Genomic DNA, 14904 nt, shown 5'->3' with positions numbered 1-14904 from the left:
CACTAGACTTTCTTAATCACACTGAACGCAATATTCAATTGATGAGTTTGTCATTTCGTTACCTCCAATTAACGCTTTTGTTCAATGTAGTTATTTTCTTGTATAATAAAAGTTAATTAATCTAGAAGGGATTCTGAGAAAGAGCGAAAAATCAGCTGGAAAGCTTATCGATTTAAATATCTATTCGAAATTAATAAGCGATTAATTTTAGTCACTCTGCCCATACTCAATCAAAGTGTGGGCTTCTTTAATTTCTGTATAAAATTCAAAAGTTTGACACAATCCTGGAAAAAGCTTATAAAGAAAAGTGAGGTTCCATTATTTTCACACTTAGTAGCGCAGTCATGTTACATATAATTTTATAAGTGTGAACGAACTACAAAACTAAAAAACAAATAATAAGTTTGCAACATGTTTGCAAATACGAATTTTGCATATAAATTCGTGTGATATTGAAAGGAGTTTTACTTATGAAAGAAATTAAAACAGAACAAGAATTCAAAGACATCATCGCAAGCGAGGAGCCTGTAGTTGTTAAGTTCTTTACTACATGGTGCCCAGATTGCGTACGTATGGACAACTTTATCGGAGATGTAATGGAAGAGTTCAATAAATTTGAATGGTACTCTATCAATAAAGATGAGTTTCCAAGTATCGCTGAAGAGTATCAAGTAATGGGTATTCCAAGTTTACTTGTATACCAAAACGGTGAGAAGCTAGGCCACTTACATAGTGCTAATGCAAAAACAGAAGAGCAAGTTACTGAGTTTTTAGAAGCATACTAAAATGAAAGCCCTCTGGAAAATATTTTTCAGAGGGTTTTCATCTATTTTCACAATTATCTTTTGAAGTTTTTCATCGTTTAATGAATTACACCTTGTCATGATAAGAATAATACGTAGTAAGAAAAGTATTCGTTTCCTCATCCATCTACTCTCCTATCTCTTTAGTAAATAAACTCCAATTAGGTTCACACCTTGACTTTGTACTTTTCAACATATTTTTCCTTTACGAAACTTTGTTATCCCCTTCTTAAAAAGCTATAAAACGTCAACAATGTTTGTATAGACCCACACGACTTTCGTTTGATACTCTATTTATAGAAAGAAATTCCTTTAAAGAAAGGTGAGTGATTAAAATGGATACTCTTTCTCATAAAGAAGCTGATAAAGGTGCTATTGTCAGCATTATGGCCTACATATTTTTATCCTCTATGAAAATCATCATCAGTTATATTACCCTCTCTAGCGCATTACGCGCTGACGGTTTAAATAACTTAACGGATATCGGTGCTTCTTTAGCGATATTAATTGGTCTAAAAATATCTCGTAAACCTCGTGACCCAGATCATCCGTATGGGCATTCGCGTGCCGAACAAATCGCATCACTTGTTGCGTCCTTCATTATGGCAACAGTCGGATTAGAAGTTGTTATTAGTGCCATTCAATCTTTCTTAAATCCGAAACAAGCAGCGCCTAATGTACTCGCTGCATGGGTTGCTTTATTTTCTGCTGTCGTTATGTACTGCGTGTATTTGTATACGAAAAAAATTGCAGCACGAACAAAAAGTAAATCATTAGAAGCCGCTGCAAAGGATAATTTATCAGATGCACTCGTAAGTATTGGTACCGTAGTAGGTATTGTCGGTTCTCAGTTCCAAATGCCTATTTTAGACCCTATTGCCGCTTTAATTGTCGGTCTTATTATTTGTAAAACTGCATGGGAGATTTTCGTAGAATCTTCTCATATGCTAACAGATGGAATTGATCCTGATAAAATGGAAGAATACGCTGATGCTATTGAGCATATTGGCGGTGTGGAAAACATTGTAGATATTCGAGCACGTATGTATGGGAATCAAACGTACGTTGATATTACAATTGAAGTAGATGCTCGCATGGATGTTGGAGAAAGTCACTGTATTACCGACAACATCGAAGCTATGCTGCGCAAAAAATTTGGAATTTACCATGCACACATTCATGTTGAGCCAATGAAAAAAGAACCTATTATGACATAGGTTCTTTTTTTATGAACGTTTTATGGAATATAACACATAAAACGAGCCAGCTACCGCCAGCTGCCCATCCTGCTAATATGTCAGATGGATAGTGCACGCCAAGATATATTCGGCTAACTGAAATAGATAATACAACAAAGCTTGCTATAAGAATAATTAACAATTTTTTATGCAACGAAATACGCTCTTCAGTAATTGTGACGTATGCAATAAATCCTAAAAAAGCAGTAGCATTCATCGTATGACCGCTCGGAAAACTATATCCAGTTGCAGTAACAAGCTGCGTGACATCAGGTCTTGCTCGTTCGTACCATAGTTTAAGCATACTGTTTAAATAACGAGATCCGTAGTAATTAATTGTTAGAAGTAACGCACTAAGTAACTTTTTTCTAACGAGAAAATACATTACAAGAATAATGAGTAATGGAAAATATATTCTTTTGGAACCGATAAAAGACACCCAAGTAAAATAGGTCGTCAAATAATCGTTTCGAAAGCTTTGAATAAAATGTGCGACTATATTGTCAAAGTTCTCAATACAAGCGGTATGATACGAAAGTGATAATACGACAAAACAAATGAGTAACGTAAAACTTAGCAAGTATAAATGTCGATATCGTTTCACATACATAACCTCACTATGCAAAAAAATGGAGCGGTTGTTTTAGTTTTCCTCTCCATTTCTTTTTTATGCATAGTTTATTAAAAAATATAATTATTAATTTTTTGCTTCATCTCAGGGATATCTTCTCTTGTTACGGTAAAACGAATCACCTTCTCATCAAGATCAAGCGCCTCAGCGAATAATCCAGCTAAACCACGGGATTTTCTATCTACTTCCATAATAATTTCTAGTCGGTCGTATGCACGTGGCAAGATTAATAATTCTAATTCATCTAATTTCCCATAATGCTCTCCAGAAACCGAAATAAACTCAAATTCTTGTGCGAATGGAACTTGCTTACGTAATCGATGCGGTAATTCTTCACATTCTATATGACGTGCTTTAAACCCTAATTCATTTACACTATCTAAAACACTACTTAATAATGCATTAGGTAACACTTGAACGTAGTCGCGGTCACTTGGGTCTATACTACGCTTAATATCAAGACCTGTATGAATCCAAACCGTTTTCATACCAAGTGTAAGTGGTGCTTCAATTGGCATTGGAAAAGAAAATGGAATTTCAACTTTTTCATTCGGTTCTACAGAAAAAGGTTCTGTTAAGCGTACTCGCTCTAAATCATATGTTGCTGTTACTTTTTTATCATCCACTTCTCGTACATACGACGTCGATAATGTTAAGTAAATGCTTTCAATTTGTTGGCTAACTGAACCTCCAGTTATATGAACCTTTCCAACTATTTCTTCCCCAACAATATACTCATCTTTTTCAAGAACAGTATCTACCTTTGCACTTCCAATACCAACGCTTGCTAAAAACTTTTGAAACATGGAGTCTCCATCCTTTCTAAAGCAGAAGCTACATCTTGTTTTAAATCTTGTACATTCTCATAGTACGGCGTTTTTATTTGTAACATTCGCATAAGCATTTCACGATTATAATGTTCCAAAGTTAATTCTTCGTACCATGGTTTTTCCTGTTTTTCATTAGATTCATATCCTGCATATAATAAAAATAATGAGAAATGACCGAGCGCATAAAAGTCGCTACGAAAGTGAACTTCTCGCATCAAAGCTTGTTCACCTTCGTAAGTTGTAGCTCGCTCATCATCCTCACCTTTCCATTTAGCCAATCCAAAATCAATAATACTAATTTGATTTTCTTTCATTAGTATGTTTGGAATGCGTAAATCTCGATGAATAATGCCTTCACTATGAAACACCGATACAATTTCTAATATTTCATATAAAATCTCAAAAACTTCACGTTCTGTATATACATACCCATCTATGAAAATATAATCTTCAAAATTTTTACCAGGCATGTACTCCATCACAAAGAAGCTCTTTTTCTCCCATAGGAAATGATCATATAGACTAGGAATTGCATGATGATTTAATGTTTGTAAGATCATTTTCTCTTGTTCAAATGATTTTCTACCAGACTCATATCTTTGTTTACTTTGTCTTAATTGTTTTAAGACTTTATATTTATTTATTTGTAAATCATTAACGACATATGTAACCCCATAACTGCCCATTCCAATTACTGATTCAATTTTATAACGCTCTGCAACAATTGTATTTTTTCGCAGTGGTCTATCAAATAATGCTAGTACACGACGCCATTTCATCAGCTACTTGAAAAGAAGCTACGGCTTTTACGTTTTCTTTTATAATGTTGATGTCCATAACCAGATGAACGTCGTTTATAATCGCTACTTGAATACGAGCGCCCTCTACGACGATAATCACTACTTGAATACGAACGATATTTTTTCTTTCCTAATAAAGAATCAATAATTTTTTTGAACATTCCTTCACCTCTTGAGTAAAATTTCCTTTTCATTATACCAATAATTATTGACTATATTTGTGACAGGTTTGTAAAGAGTAAAAAACGACGAGTTATGCCCGTCGTTACTTTCATTCATCCTCTTCATCAAAAACTTCATCAATCATGCATTTCTCTAATAAATACTCAAATGTAATATCTGCGAGATCTTCAATTTCTTCTCGTTTTGGGACGTACCCTCTTTCAATTAGTTGCTCATAAAAAAACTCCGCAATCTCTTCCGTATCAATCACGACTTCAATTTCCTTCATGAGCATCACTCCTTTATTTCTGTTTTATGAAAAAATCTCAAAATTATGTATATGAGATTAGAAAAATAGATTTTATTTTTTTATAGGTCATAAGCTTTGGACGAGATGCATACGATTGTAGTACAAGCTATTCAAAGGGGGAAATAATAATGGAAAATCAATATGAAGTAGGACAAACAAAAGAAGAGTTCATGCATGAAGATCAATGGGCAGACTCTCTTATAAAGTGGCTTTTTATTTTTTTAATAGTTGTAGGCATACCTTATACTGCATATGTTGTTGTTCAATTTATTCTCTCTTTCTAGTTAACTATTTTTTCTCTGTCAATTTAACTAAATAATTATGAACAACATCCATTACAATTTTATATTCTTCATCTTTAAATGTATCGAACAATAATTGATAATCGTTATAAATATCAAGTAATCCATCAATGATTTCTTGACGATTCGTCTTAACACTCACTTTTTTCGAGTTGTTAATTGACTTTAACTTTCCTAAATCTAATTTATTCATACCGGCTTTATCTTGTTTCATTTTCTTCAAAATTGCATTTGCCGTTTGAGCATTGGCGAGTAACGTTAAATCTGATTCATCCGCTTCTAACCATTCACCATCCGTAATCCGTGACAATTCATAAATTGTATCTTCCCATGCGTCATTCTTATATCTCCATACTTCTGTACGAAAACCAACAATACGGAAAACATCTTTATCATATCCAGTTACTTGCACAAGATCACCAAACGTGAAATTATAATTTAATTCAATCCACTCCGTATCGCCCTTTTTCATATCTTGCTCTGTAACGTGCTGCAATGTTTGCTCTACGTAAAACCCATCGTGATTATTGACTTCGTATACATAAACTCCATCTAAAACCTTCATATTTGTGATTTTCCCAACGGTTCCATATAGCGTAATCACGACTATGTCCCCTACGTTGTATTTAGGTTGTTTTTTTCTTGCCATCTCTATCTCTCCTTTTTTTGACGTCGTGATTTTGATATCAGTATATGCAACCTACATAAAAACGCTTATCACAGAAGCTTATATTCATAAATTTTTTCAATAAAAAATATAATCTTATAAAATTTACATTACACTCAAACAAAAGCTAGTAACTAGACTAGCTTCAAATCAACAAATTTCATAATAAAAAAACATACAGAATACTTCACTTTAAATAAAGTAATGTATTCTGTATGTTTTCAAATAGTTTTTATCTATCTTGTATGTATAAATCCCAGGCTTCATCAAATATAGACATACTTTCTAGCATTCCGCTCAACTCTAAGTATGAACTAATTTCATCATAGTCTTCAGATTGCTTCGGAAAACTTAAATCATCATACATCGCCTCTGCTAAATCTGAAATTTCATTTCTAAATAAAGCTGCACGATGCTTCATCATATAATGGTAAAATGTCTTTTTCAAAAATATTCCCTACCTTTCTAACTTGGGTACATTATACAAGGCAAAAAAGAAAAAAACCAGCATAAAAGCTGGTTAAAAGTCGAAATAATTTCTTTTTAATAGACGCGGTCTTCCCATTAATTCTTCATATGTTAGTTGTTTTGGTAAATCTTTCGTGTAAATTAAGAATAATTGATCTTCAATTTCTTTTACTGTATGGTCTGATTGATAGTCCATCCCGCACGAGGAACAAGAAATACATGGTGTCTCTTGGATTTCAATGGCTTTCGTACCATCTGGTAATTCCCAATATACAGTATTCAAGCTTTCTTTCGCTTCTGTACTGTCACACCACATACAATTCATACTGCATCACCCTCAGTTTTTTTGTCGTTTTCTTCTAACTTAGCCATTTGTGCTTGATATTTTTTATCTTTTAATTGATCGCGCTTATCACGTTTATCTTTTAAAGATGCATGAGTATCATTATCTTCGTAGTCTTTACGACGGTTCATACGCTGTAAGTCGTCTGGAACGAGGTTAAATTTCTTATCGCTCATAAGACCTGCGATACCAACATCTGAACGTTTTTCTTCGTAGTTCGGATAAATCTCTTTAAAGTATCCTTCCGCTCTTCCTGGAATATAGCTCTCTGGTTCTGGATACGTCGTAATAACACCTTCAAAGTTACGAAGTACAACTTTATCTGCACTTTGTGAGATTAAATAGTTTGGCTGAAGTGCAATTTTACCGCCTCCACCTGGCGCATCAACAACGAATGTCGGAACAGCATAACCAGATGTGTGTCCACGTAAACCTTCAATAATTTCAAGACCTTTAGATACTGGTGCACGGAAGTGACCGATACCTTCAGATAAGTCACATTGATAAATGTAGTATGGACGTACACGGATTTTTACTAAGTCATGCATAAGTTTTTTCATAATTGGAACGCTGTCGTTAATACCAGCTAAAATTACTGCTTGGTTTCCGACTGGAACACCAGCATTCGCTAACATTTCACATGCCTTTTTCGATTCTTCAGTAATTTCAATAGATGTATTGAAATGTGTATTTAACCATACTGGATGGTATTTTTTAATAATGTTACATAAGTTTTCTGTAATACGTTGTGGGAATACTACTGGTGCTCTCGTTCCGATACGAATAATCTCAACATGCGGAATCTCTCGTAAATTTTTTAATACATATTCTAAAATTTTATCGTTAATTAGAAGTCCGTCACCACCGGAGATTAATACATCTCGTACTTGTGGCGTTTCACGAATATAAGCAATTGCATCATCTAATTGTTTCTTCGGTACACCCATTCCAATTTGTCCACTAAAACGACGACGTGTACAGTAACGACAATACATAGAACATTGATTTGTTACTAAGAATAGTACACGGTCTGGATAGCGATGTGTTAGCCCTGGAACTGGTGAATCTTCGTCTTCGTGAAGTGGGTCTTCTAAATCATATTTTGTTTTATATAACTCTTCCGAAATCGGTACTGATTGCATCCGAATCGGACAGCGTGGATCATCAGGATTCATTAGCCAAGCATAGTACGGTGTAATATTTAACGGGATCGTTTTCGTTGAAATTTTAACGCCCTCTTCTTCTTCAGGTGTTAAGTTAATCACTTTTCTTAAGTCATCTAACGTTTTGATCGTATTCGTTAATTGCCAAACCCAATCATTCCATTGCTCTTCAGTAACATCTTTCCATAATTCGATATCCTTCCAGTGACGATTTGGTTTGTATACATCATGTAACATTGCTATTCCCCCTTTTTATACGCTCATCCTTTATATAAGCAATAGTTATGCCAACTTTACATTGTTGATAAGTAAATGTGCGGAGAACCCTATTACATAAGCGAAAAAATATTTTTAAGCGTTGTATGAAATCAATACTTAACATCATATTCATTACTTTTTATATATGTAAACGCTCTTTTATTGGTGCAAACACACAAAAACCGCCGATTATTCGGCGGTTTTGTCGTACTTGCTCAGTTTATATTGAAGCGTTTGACGAGGGATACCCAACATTTTTGCGGCTTGTAATATATTCCCTTCCGTTTCAATCAACGCTTGATCTATTAATTCTTTTTCTGTTTGATGAAGTGCTTCTCTAAGTGGCATTATACCCTTCTTCTTCGAAAACTTCTCTTTCCGAAATGTACGTGGTAAACAATTGGCTGTTAATGTATTCCCTTCTGCAATAATAACAGCATGTTCAATCGTATGTTTTAACTCCCGTACATTTCCAGGCCACTGATAAGCTTGCAGTCTATCTTTCGCTTCCTCATCAATTTGAAGTACACCTTTTTTATAACTTTTATTATATTCTTTCAAAAAATAAGATGCTAATAATAGTACATCCTCAGTTCTTTCACGAAGCGGTGGGATATATAATGAAAATACGTTTAAGCGATAATATAAATCAGTGCGAATTTTATTCTCTCGTAAACATATTTCTGGAGGCTGGTTCATCGCGGTAATAACACGAACATCTACTTTTCTCGTCTTATTATCACCAATTCTTCTAATGACTCCATCTTCTAACACTCGTAACATTTTTGCCTGCAAATCAAGAGGCATTGAATTCAGTTCATCTAAAAATAATGTCCCACCATCAACAAGTTCAAATAGCCCAGCTCTTTCAATCGCTCCCGTATAGCTTCCTTTTGTCGTTCCAAACAATAAACTTTCTAATAGCGACTCTGGTAAAGCTGCACAGTTTTGTGCAATAAATGGCTTGTTTTTTCTTTTAGAAGCTTCATGAATTGCTTGTACGAACAGTTCTTTTCCTGTTCCTGTTTCACCATATATTAAAACATTCGCGTCTGTTGGTGCTACTTTTTGTGCTAACTCTTTCGTCTGTTTAAACCGCGTATCATTTGTCACTATCGTCTCAAATGCAGCGTGCTTTTTAATCACTTTTTTTCTAGATGATCGCTTTATTTTCGACTGTAAGTCAACAATTGTGTCAGTAAGCTTTTGAATTGTAGAGTAATCCTTTGCAATTTCAACAGCCCCAGCAATATTCCCATCTATAAAAATAGGTAACGTCGTATTTACTGTACAAACATCTTCACCATTTAAATTTTGATAATGTTGTACCTGATGTACGATAGGTTTTTTTGTATCTAGTACTTTCATCAATGTACTCGTTTCCCTTGATAAAGACGGGAACGCTTCTAACAGATGTTTCCCTAACACTTTTTCAATCTTCGATCCATCGTGTTTTGCAGCTACAGAATTATAAAATATTGTAATTCCATTTTCATCTACAGCGTGTATAGCCTCATCAATACTGCCCAAAATCGCTTCAATGACTTCTTGTGTCGAAACTGCTAGCAATGTCATCCCCCCTTTTGCCGAAAATCCAGCAATTACATGCCGAATTTTCGGCACACCTATGTGCGATTGTAAGCATGACGATTCCGTTCTATAATTTTAATCAATTTTATATTTTCATTAGATAACTCGAAACTCTAATTAGTACGGCTTTTTCAAACACCCAGCTCCACCTAACTGTTTTGCTTTACAGCCAAATTTTGAGGCGGAAGTTTTACTGCTTTCGAATAGCTAGATAGATCTTTCACCCATATATTCATATCTTCCAACTTATCGAAAATGTAGCAATTATTCGCCAGTCTTCCTGTATACGTATAGCCTAATTGATGAAAGGCAGCATTCATTCCGAAAGAAAGCGATCGAGCAATTGTATAGGAGCAGAAAATAGATCTTTCTTGAAGTTCTTCCTCTAATTTAATTAGTAAACTTTTCATAAATCCATGTTTACGGTATTCAGGTAAAGTAGCACAATTCGTTAATTCTGCATTCCCTTCCTTTATGTTCATTTCTGCAGATGCTGTACTAATAATTTTCCCCTCAAATTCATACACGTAGTAAATTGTATCGTCTTCTTTCATCGTCTGTAATACATAACTCGCTTCATTTAAAGGTGTCGGATACACTTCAAATACTTTTCCGAATACAGTTGCTAATTCTTCTGCATCTTCTTCAGTCGCTTTTCTCAGCAAAAATTTCTCTGGAACTACTTTTTCTTTTATTTCTTTTCCTTTTACACCGCTTAATATAGTATCTTCCTCAATCCAATGCATACTATTTCGTCTTTCATCATTATTATATTTCACAAAAAAGTATGCATCGTGTCCTTGAAAATAATGAGGTATCGTTGCTTCCAACAAAAAACCGAAAGAGAGCCATGTTGAAACATGCTCTCCCTTTCCTTTAATAATACATTTAGTGAAAGAATGTTTCTCTGCTAGTTCGTCAATTGTCTGTATAATACTTTCAACATTTCCTGTATAGTGATCTACCCGAATACGCTTATTAAAATAATCTAAAACACCTTCTACTGTATAACAATTCGTCTGTTCTCTAAAAGATTCATAGTATTTCATTTTTTCACCTCACACCAATCTAGTAATGTACATGCAATAATTTTTGCGGCAGCTATCATTTTATCAACTTCTATATATTCGTTTGGATAGTGTGCTACTTTCGTCTCTCCTGGACCAAATACTATTGTTGGTACGTTTGCAATTTGTGTAAATAAACCTCCATCAGTCCCCCACGGAGATGCTTCAATAATTGGTTCGTTCCCTTCGATTTCAACAAAGTTGTGATGAAGTGTCGTAATGAGTTCATGATTCTCTTCTAGTTCACCAGGAACCCATCTCGCTCCAAACCATTCTACTTCTACTGGATTTTCAACAAACCAATTGTCCACATCATTTAATTCAGCAATCCAATTCTCAAACTCTTCTTTTGCCGCCTCTATAGTCTCATTCGGCGCAACACCGCATCTTCCTTCTAAAATTAATTCATCGGGAACAGAACTTGGCCAACTCCCTCCTTCAATTTTCCCAATGTTAATTGGAATTGGAATCGGAATTTCTTTAAATAACGGATCTGTAATTCGACTATTTCTTTTCTTCTCTAGCTTTCTTACATGTTCTATAACAAACATACTTTTTTCAATTGCACTAACCCCTTCATAGCGCGTTCCACCGTGTGCAGCTTTCCCTTTTACACGTAGACGAAACCACATGGAACCTTGTTGTTTCGGGAAAAACTTCATATTAGTAGGCTCCGGAATAATGACACCATCTGCCTTATATCCTCGTAATATAGTTGCTAATGTCCCTGCTCCGCCACTTTCCTCTTCTATTACACTTTGAAAATAGATGTCTCCTTTTAATTCAATGTTAGATTCAATAATCGCTTCCATCGCAAGCATAAGTGCGACATTTCCGCCCTTCATATCCGTCGTTCCACGGCCATATATACGATTTCCGATTTTCTCACCGCTATAAGGATGATGTTCCCACTGATTCACATCCCCTTCTGGAACTACATCAATATGCCCATTCAATATCATAGATTTCCCGTCGCCACTTCCTTTTAAAGTTGCTACAATATTTGGGCTATCTGAAAAACTTGTACGGGGTGATACAAAATAAGGATGATCTTTCATTTTAGAAAAAGAAGGCTCCCATATATCGAGCTCTAAACCTAATTCACGTAATTTTTCAATCACAATTGCCTGCGCACCGCTTTCATCACCAGATACGCTCTTTTCTTGAATTAATCGTTTTAAAAATTTCACACTTTCCTCTTCATGGCTCTCAATATAATCACAAACTTGCTTTTTTAATTGCTCCATATATTACATCTCCCTTCATTCAATTACTAGTAAGTTAGAACTAATTTGAAAATCAGCTTCTGTATGTCGTTTTACATCTTCTACTGTGTATGGGCTCATTAATTCTTGTAATATAAGTCCACTCGGAGTTACCTCCATGACTGCCATATCAGTAATAATTAAATCTACACACTTCTTTGAAGTTAATGGCAATGTACACTCTGAAACAATTTTTGCATTTCCGTACTTATCAACATGATTCATCACAACAACGACCCGCTTCGCTTTTTGTGCTAAATCCATTGCTCCACCAATACCTGGAACACGTTTTCCAGGTACAATCCAGTTTGCTAAATCACCATTTTCACTTACTTGTAATGAACCAAGAATCGTTATGTCTAGCAAACCTTTTCGAATCATCCCAAACGCTGTGCAGCTATCGAAATAACTCGCTCCTGTTATAAGAGAAGTTGGTAAACCTGCTGCATTACACAAATTTTCATCTTCATTCCCTTTACTTGGCGTTGGTCCCATGCCGACGATTCCATTTTCCGCATGAAACATAACATTTATATCGTCAGGCAAATGATTTGGTACAAGCGATGGTATGCCAATACCTAAATTTACAATCATACCATTTTGTATTTCTTTCGCCGCACGCCTAGCAATCTTATCCCTCACTTCTACGCCCATACCCATTTCCAGTTCACTCCTTCCGACGGTACAATATAATTTACGAAAACACCTGGAACGACAATTTCCTCTGGATCTAAACTTCCAAGCGGGACTATTTCTTCTGCTTCTACAATTGTTATATCCCCAGCCATAGCTACATGGGGATTCATATTTCGTGCACTTTTGTCAAATACAAGATTACCAAACGGATCTGCCTTTTTCGCATATACAATTGAAACTTCAGCAGTTAATGCTGTTTCAACTAAGTAAGTCTTACCATTCATTTCAACTGTTCGTTTTCCCTCTTCCACAATCGTATCAACACCAACATCAACTAAAACACCACCAAGACCAACGCCACCAGCGCGAATACGCTCTGCTAATGTTCCCTGCGGAGAAAACTCAATTTGTAACCTTCCCTCGTTTAGTTGCCTTCCTGCATTTGGATTGGAGCCAATGTGAGAAGTAATTATTGATTTAACTCTTTCATTTGTAACAAGACGACCGATACCTACATCAGGAAATCCAGTGTCATTTCCAATTAAATTTAAATTTGTAACGCCTTTTTCTAAAATTGCCTGTATTAAAGATGGAGGGGATCCAATCCCTCCAAATCCCCCAAACATCAATGTCATATCATCATGGAACAAAGAAATTACTTCCTCAATTTCTTTTAATTTACCGAATGTATTTGTAATAGTTGTCATGCGATACTATGCCCTCCTTTTTGCATCATCTCTTCCACACTTTTAGAGAAAATTGAAAGTAATTCATCTAACTCGGAATATGTAGTTGTCATTGGCGGTGCTACAAGCAGTGCACTATCTTCTTTTCCTGCTTGCCCTGAAACTGCTTGGTATAAAAGCAGACCATTTTTAGCTGCAACTGAAATAAGCTCTGACGCTTTTGTAAACGGTTGCAATTCTACTCCGATTAGCAACCCTTTTCCGCGCACATCAGCAATGATTGTCGATTGTTGCTGAACTTTCTGTAAGCCTTTTATTAAATACTCTCCCTTTTCTGCTGTTTTTTCAGGAAGATTATGTTTCTCCATATATTCAATAACAGCTAAAGCCGTTGCTGCAGACAATGGATTTGCACTTAACGTATGACCGCTCATTACTGAACGTGATCCACGTAATATTGGTTCCATAACACGATCACTTACAACTGTCGCTGCCATCGGTGTATATCCCGCTCCTAACCCTTTACCAAGTGTCATAATATCCGGCTCTACGCCCCAATGCTCCATCGCAAACCATGCTCCAGTACGACCAAGCCCAGTCATTACTTCATCCGCAATAAATAAAATATCGTAATGGTCGCAAATCTCTTTAATGACTTTATAATAGTCTTTCGGCGGAACAACCGCGCCTCCAGCTGCTCCGATAATCGGCTCAGCAATAAAAGCAGCAATATGCTCTGCACCAATTCTTTCAATTGATCTTTCTAGTTCAGTCGCACATGCCAGCTGACAAGTTGGATATACCTTTTGAACAGGACATCTGAAACAATATGGAGCTGGTATAGTCGGATAATCTTCCAAAATAGATACGAAACGTTGTCTACGTAGTGGATGCCCAGACATCGATAAAGCACCCATCGTAATACCGTGATAACTCATCCATCTTGATAAAATTTTATGTTTCCCTTGAATACCTCGCTCTTGAAAATGCTGAATTGCAATTTTCATAGCTGTTTCATTCGCTTCCGTACCACTATTTACAAAAAAACTCCAGTTCAAATCTCCTACACTTAAATCACTTAACTTCTTCGCTAATTTTTCAGCTGGTTCACTCGTAAACTGTGATCTATAAACGAAAGCAATCTCCTCAGCTTGCTTTTTAATAACGTCTGCAATCTCCTTTACGCCATGCCCAATACCTGCCGTAATTGCTCCTGACGAACCATCAAAATATTTATTGCCATTTTGATCATACAAATAAACACCTTTTCCATGTGAAATCATTGGATACGGCTGACCAACAAGTGGTTTAATTAAGTAATCGCGCATAGCGCTCCCCCATTTCTCCAATTTGTATATATATATGAAGAAAATTGACGTTTCTTTCATAAAAAAGAATCCTCTGCAAAAGCAGTGAATTTATCAAAAAACTATTATAAAATATACAAATGAGTGCTTAAAAATTTTTATAAAACAGAAAATTCAGAACTAAAAAACGAAGACCAACCCTTTTCTATACGCCCAAATAACCCTCCTTTTTATATGAAATGACTACATCACCAAATGTTTTTATAGCATAATGCCAGCTGTCCTTAAATGCCGACATTCTGTACACTTCGACGGAACTCCCGTTAAACTCCTTCCTATTATCCTACTTTAAATTGCATATTTTAAAACAAATTTCGA

The 14904-nt window shown here is 35.5% G+C and carries 18 protein-coding genes; 3 read left to right on the top strand and 15 right to left on the bottom strand.

The genetic code is table 11. The annotated features are described in order from the left end of the window. The first annotated feature begins 470 nt into the window (after positions 1-470). Both MHH55_RS05570 and MHH55_RS05565 read left to right on the top strand, forming a co-directional pair. Positions 471-785 (top strand): thioredoxin family protein, encoded by a 315-nt coding sequence (locus MHH55_RS05570; RefSeq protein ID WP_000658787.1) that lies wholly within the window; start codon positions 471-473, stop codon positions 783-785. A gap of 353 nt (positions 786-1138) precedes the next feature. Continuing rightward, positions 1139-2020, top strand: a complete 882-nt coding sequence (locus MHH55_RS05565; RefSeq protein WP_000380385.1) for a cation diffusion facilitator family transporter — start codon at positions 1139-1141, stop codon at positions 2018-2020. Here the strand turns inward: MHH55_RS05565 and MHH55_RS05560 are convergent. The 5 genes from MHH55_RS05560 to MHH55_RS05540 form a co-directional block, all read right to left on the bottom strand. Then, positions 2010-2645 carry a phosphatase PAP2 family protein gene (locus MHH55_RS05560; RefSeq protein ID WP_000833370.1) on the bottom strand — a complete coding sequence of 212 codons (636 nt, stop codon included), beginning with the start codon at positions 2643-2645 and terminating at the stop codon, positions 2010-2012. The genes MHH55_RS05565 and MHH55_RS05560 overlap by 11 nt on opposite strands. 77 nt (positions 2646-2722) lie before the next feature. After that, the gene (locus MHH55_RS05555) at positions 2723-3478 is read right to left on the bottom strand and encodes a sporulation protein (protein WP_000486628.1); all 756 of its coding nucleotides are present in this window, start codon (positions 3476-3478) and stop codon (positions 2723-2725) included. Further along, the gene (locus MHH55_RS05550; protein WP_000872054.1) at positions 3460-4281 is read right to left on the bottom strand and encodes a serine/threonine protein kinase; all 822 of its coding nucleotides are present in this window, start codon (positions 4279-4281) and stop codon (positions 3460-3462) included. The genes MHH55_RS05555 and MHH55_RS05550 overlap by 19 nt, the downstream gene beginning before the upstream one ends. Beyond that, positions 4281-4463, bottom strand: coding sequence for a hypothetical protein (locus MHH55_RS05545; RefSeq protein WP_000473371.1), 183 nt, complete (start codon positions 4461-4463; stop codon positions 4281-4283). The genes MHH55_RS05550 and MHH55_RS05545 overlap by 1 nt, the downstream gene beginning before the upstream one ends. Before the next feature lie 110 nt (positions 4464-4573). Beyond that, positions 4574-4753 carry a YozD family protein gene (locus tag MHH55_RS05540; protein WP_000658451.1) on the bottom strand — a complete coding sequence of 60 codons (180 nt, stop codon included), beginning with the start codon at positions 4751-4753 and terminating at the stop codon, positions 4574-4576. A gap of 149 nt (positions 4754-4902) precedes the next feature. On the opposite strand from MHH55_RS05540, the gene MHH55_RS05535 reads away from it, so the two are divergent. After that, a complete protein-coding gene (locus tag MHH55_RS05535; RefSeq protein ID WP_000431486.1) occupies positions 4903-5058 on the top strand; it encodes a DUF3930 family protein in 156 nt (51 codons plus the stop codon). A 4-nt stretch (positions 5059-5062) separates the two neighbouring features. Here the strand turns inward: MHH55_RS05535 and MHH55_RS05530 are convergent, their stop codons facing one another. The 10 genes from MHH55_RS05530 to MHH55_RS05485 all read right to left on the bottom strand — a co-directional run bounded on the left by MHH55_RS05530 (position 5063) and on the right by MHH55_RS05485 (position 14547). Further along, complete coding sequence (locus MHH55_RS05530) at positions 5063-5725, bottom strand: hypothetical protein (protein WP_000101499.1); 663 nt, start codon at positions 5723-5725, stop codon at positions 5063-5065. Positions 5726-5975: 250 nt separating this feature from the next. Then, the gene (locus MHH55_RS05525) at positions 5976-6191 is read right to left on the bottom strand and encodes a YozE family protein (RefSeq protein ID WP_000750717.1); all 216 of its coding nucleotides are present in this window, start codon (positions 6189-6191) and stop codon (positions 5976-5978) included. 72 nt (positions 6192-6263) lie between these two features. Beyond that, positions 6264-6536: a YokU family protein gene (locus tag MHH55_RS05520; RefSeq protein ID WP_000995763.1), complete on the bottom strand. Its 273-nt coding sequence runs from the start codon at positions 6534-6536 to the stop codon at positions 6264-6266. Then, positions 6533-7954, bottom strand: coding sequence for a lysine 2,3-aminomutase (gene ablA / locus MHH55_RS05515; protein WP_000902142.1), 1422 nt, complete (start codon positions 7952-7954; stop codon positions 6533-6535). The genes MHH55_RS05520 and ablA overlap by 4 nt, the downstream gene beginning before the upstream one ends. A 210-nt stretch (positions 7955-8164) precedes the next feature. Next, on the bottom strand, positions 8165-9550 hold the full coding sequence (gene rocR / locus MHH55_RS05510) for an arginine utilization transcriptional regulator RocR (protein WP_011110073.1): 1386 nt from the start codon (positions 9548-9550) through the stop codon (positions 8165-8167). Between the two features lie 164 nt (positions 9551-9714). Then, complete coding sequence (gene ablB / locus MHH55_RS05505; protein WP_000878594.1) at positions 9715-10614, bottom strand: putative beta-lysine N-acetyltransferase; 900 nt, start codon at positions 10612-10614, stop codon at positions 9715-9717. Next, complete coding sequence (locus tag MHH55_RS05500; protein ID WP_000436702.1) at positions 10611-11879, bottom strand: peptidase; 1269 nt, start codon at positions 11877-11879, stop codon at positions 10611-10613. The genes ablB and MHH55_RS05500 overlap by 4 nt, the downstream gene beginning before the upstream one ends. Before the next feature lie 15 nt (positions 11880-11894). Further along, complete coding sequence (locus MHH55_RS05495; protein ID WP_000525278.1) at positions 11895-12557, bottom strand: CoA transferase subunit B; 663 nt, start codon at positions 12555-12557, stop codon at positions 11895-11897. Next, positions 12542-13240 (bottom strand): acetate CoA-transferase subunit alpha, encoded by a 699-nt coding sequence (atoD, locus tag MHH55_RS05490; protein WP_000208102.1) that lies wholly within the window; start codon positions 13238-13240, stop codon positions 12542-12544. The genes MHH55_RS05495 and atoD overlap by 16 nt, the downstream gene beginning before the upstream one ends. Next, positions 13237-14547: an aspartate aminotransferase family protein gene (locus MHH55_RS05485; protein WP_001205882.1), complete on the bottom strand. Its 1311-nt coding sequence runs from the start codon at positions 14545-14547 to the stop codon at positions 13237-13239. The genes atoD and MHH55_RS05485 overlap by 4 nt, the downstream gene beginning before the upstream one ends. Positions 14548-14904: the final 357 nt, after the last annotated feature.

The sequence above is a fragment of the Bacillus sp. FSL K6-2944 genome (genome assembly GCF_038005385.1).
Lineage (GTDB): Bacteria > Bacillota > Bacilli > Bacillales > Bacillaceae_G > Bacillus_A > Bacillus_A cereus.
The sequence above is the reverse complement of the archived record's forward strand: the minus strand, read 5'-3'. Positions and strand labels throughout refer to the sequence as shown.

Excerpts from the sequence above, each read along its gene's own strand:
- ablA (WP_000902142.1), bottom strand. The coding sequence starts at position 7,954 with ATGTTACATGATGTATACAAACCAAATCGTCACTGGAAGGATATCGAA.
- MHH55_RS05535 (WP_000431486.1), top strand. The coding sequence starts at position 4,903 with ATGGAAAATCAATATGAAGTAGGACAAACAAAAGAAGAGTTCATGCAT.
- MHH55_RS05570 (WP_000658787.1), top strand. The coding sequence starts at position 471 with ATGAAAGAAATTAAAACAGAACAAGAATTCAAAGACATCATCGCAAGC.
- atoD (WP_000208102.1), bottom strand. The coding sequence starts at position 13,240 with ATGACAACTATTACAAATACATTCGGTAAATTAAAAGAAATTGAGGAA.
- MHH55_RS05500 (WP_000436702.1), bottom strand. The coding sequence starts at position 11,879 with ATGGAGCAATTAAAAAAGCAAGTTTGTGATTATATTGAGAGCCATGAA.
- MHH55_RS05485 (WP_001205882.1), bottom strand. The coding sequence starts at position 14,547 with ATGCGCGATTACTTAATTAAACCACTTGTTGGTCAGCCGTATCCAATG.
- MHH55_RS05540 (WP_000658451.1), bottom strand. The coding sequence starts at position 4,753 with ATGAAGGAAATTGAAGTCGTGATTGATACGGAAGAGATTGCGGAGTTT.
- MHH55_RS05545 (WP_000473371.1), bottom strand. The coding sequence starts at position 4,463 with ATGTTCAAAAAAATTATTGATTCTTTATTAGGAAAGAAAAAATATCGT.
- rocR (WP_011110073.1), bottom strand. The coding sequence starts at position 9,550 with ATGACATTGCTAGCAGTTTCGACACAAGAAGTCATTGAAGCGATTTTG.
- MHH55_RS05520 (WP_000995763.1), bottom strand. The coding sequence starts at position 6,536 with ATGAATTGTATGTGGTGTGACAGTACAGAAGCGAAAGAAAGCTTGAAT.
- MHH55_RS05565 (WP_000380385.1), top strand. The coding sequence starts at position 1,139 with ATGGATACTCTTTCTCATAAAGAAGCTGATAAAGGTGCTATTGTCAGC.
- ablB (WP_000878594.1), bottom strand. The coding sequence starts at position 10,614 with ATGAAATACTATGAATCTTTTAGAGAACAGACGAATTGTTATACAGTA.
- MHH55_RS05495 (WP_000525278.1), bottom strand. The coding sequence starts at position 12,557 with ATGGGTATGGGCGTAGAAGTGAGGGATAAGATTGCTAGGCGTGCGGCG.
- MHH55_RS05550 (WP_000872054.1), bottom strand. The coding sequence starts at position 4,281 with ATGAAATGGCGTCGTGTACTAGCATTATTTGATAGACCACTGCGAAAA.
- MHH55_RS05530 (WP_000101499.1), bottom strand. The coding sequence starts at position 5,725 with ATGGCAAGAAAAAAACAACCTAAATACAACGTAGGGGACATAGTCGTG.
- MHH55_RS05555 (WP_000486628.1), bottom strand. The coding sequence starts at position 3,478 with ATGTTTCAAAAGTTTTTAGCAAGCGTTGGTATTGGAAGTGCAAAGGTA.